Source organism: Stenotrophomonas maltophilia group sp. Smal17, assembly GCF_030237045.1.
Taxonomy (GTDB): Bacteria; Pseudomonadota; Gammaproteobacteria; order Xanthomonadales; family Xanthomonadaceae; genus Stenotrophomonas; species Stenotrophomonas forensis.
In genome coordinates this window covers 1-1,462 of record NZ_JASJSU010000178.1, presented here as the reverse complement: position 1 = coordinate 1,462, position 1,462 = coordinate 1, and the positions used below count along the sequence as shown (strand labels likewise).

Sequence of the window (1,462 nt, the reverse complement as noted above, 5' to 3'; positions counted from 1 at the left end):
CCCCCCCCACTACCCGATGCTCATGCAGGGCCGGATAGACTTCGGGCATGACGCCTGCCAACGATCCGCGCCGCGCACAGCTGCGGCGCCTGAAAGCCCTCGCACTGGGCCTGCTGCTGTTGATGCTGGCCGGATTCGCCGTCAGCCACTGGCAGGGCGAACGTGGCATCTGGGCCTGGGTCTCGGCGTTCTGCGAGGCCGCCGCCGTGGGTGCGCTGGCCGACTGGTTCGCCGTCGTCGCGCTGTTCCGGCGGCCGATGGGACTGCCCATTCCGCACACCGCGATCATCCCGCGCAGCAAGGAACGCATCGGTGACAGCCTGGCGCTGTTCGTGCGCGACCAGTTCCTGGAACCGGGCGTGCTGTTGGCCAAGCTGCAGGTGTTCGATCCGGCCAGCCGCCTGGGGAGCTGGCTGGCCGATCCGGCGCGTTCGCGGATGCTGGCCGACATGGCGCGCGGCTGGGCGTTGCAGGCACTGGATTTCTTCGACGAGACCGCCGTGCGCCGGCAACTGCACGGTTTCGTGGTGCAACAGCTGCGGCAGTGGAATGCCGCCGCCACCGCCGGCGAGCTGCTGGCGCTGCTGACCGCCGATGGCCGCCACCAGCGCGTGCTGGACGAGGGCCTGCAGCGGCTGGGGCGCTGGTTGGAGCAGGCGGAAGTGAAGGAGCGCGCCTCGCAGCTGATCGTGCGCTACATCCAGCGCGAATGGCCGACGCTGTCGAGCACCGTGAACTGGGTCAAGCCGATCGACGAGATCGGCGACAGCCTGGCCGAGCGCCTGGCGCGCGCGGTGCTGGAAGAACTGCAACAGGTGCTGGCCGAGCCGGAGCATCCGCTGCGCCAGGACTATGAGCGCTGGCTGCAGGCCTACGTGCAGCGCCTGCGCGAAGACCCGGCGCTGGCAGAACGCGTCGAACAGCTCAAGCAGGAAATGATCGACCACCCTGCCCTGCAGGAGTACGTGCAGGGGCTGTGGGCGCGCATCCATGCCAGCCTGCGTGCCGACCTGCAGCGCGACGACTCCGCACTGGTCGGCCACCTGCAGCGCAGCCTGGCCTCGCTGGGCAGCAGCCTGCAGGCCGACCCTGCCCTGCGCGAGGCACTGAACCAGCACCTGCTTGAAGGCGCGCAGCGGCTGACCGGGCGCCTGCGCGAGGGCGTGACCACGCATATCGCACAGACCGTGAAGAGCTGGGATGAGCGGCATCTGGTCGAGCAGCTGGAACTGAGCGTAGGCCGCGACCTGCAGTTCATCCGCTTCAACGGCACCCTGGTCGGCGGGCTGATCGGCCTGCTGCTGCATGCGGCGACGGTGATCTTCCGGTTCTGAACGCGCGCCTCGATCCACCGGCAGCAGTCGTCACGCTTGATTAACGAAATGCGAATGCCTATCATTTGCTAATCGGTTGTACGCTTAGCCAAGCGGGGCACGGACGCACGTACCCACCCGCCCCTTCG

1 protein-coding gene is annotated in these 1,462 nt (G+C 68.3%); it reads left to right on the top strand.

Features of this window, described 5'->3' with window-relative positions; translation table 11 throughout:
- Positions 1 to 47: 47 nt before the first annotated feature.
- Entirely contained in the window at positions 48 to 1,334 is a 1,287-nt protein-coding gene (locus QRO93_RS21445) for a DUF445 domain-containing protein (RefSeq protein ID WP_049458207.1), read from the top strand.
- Positions 1,335 to 1,462 lie beyond the last annotated feature (128 nt).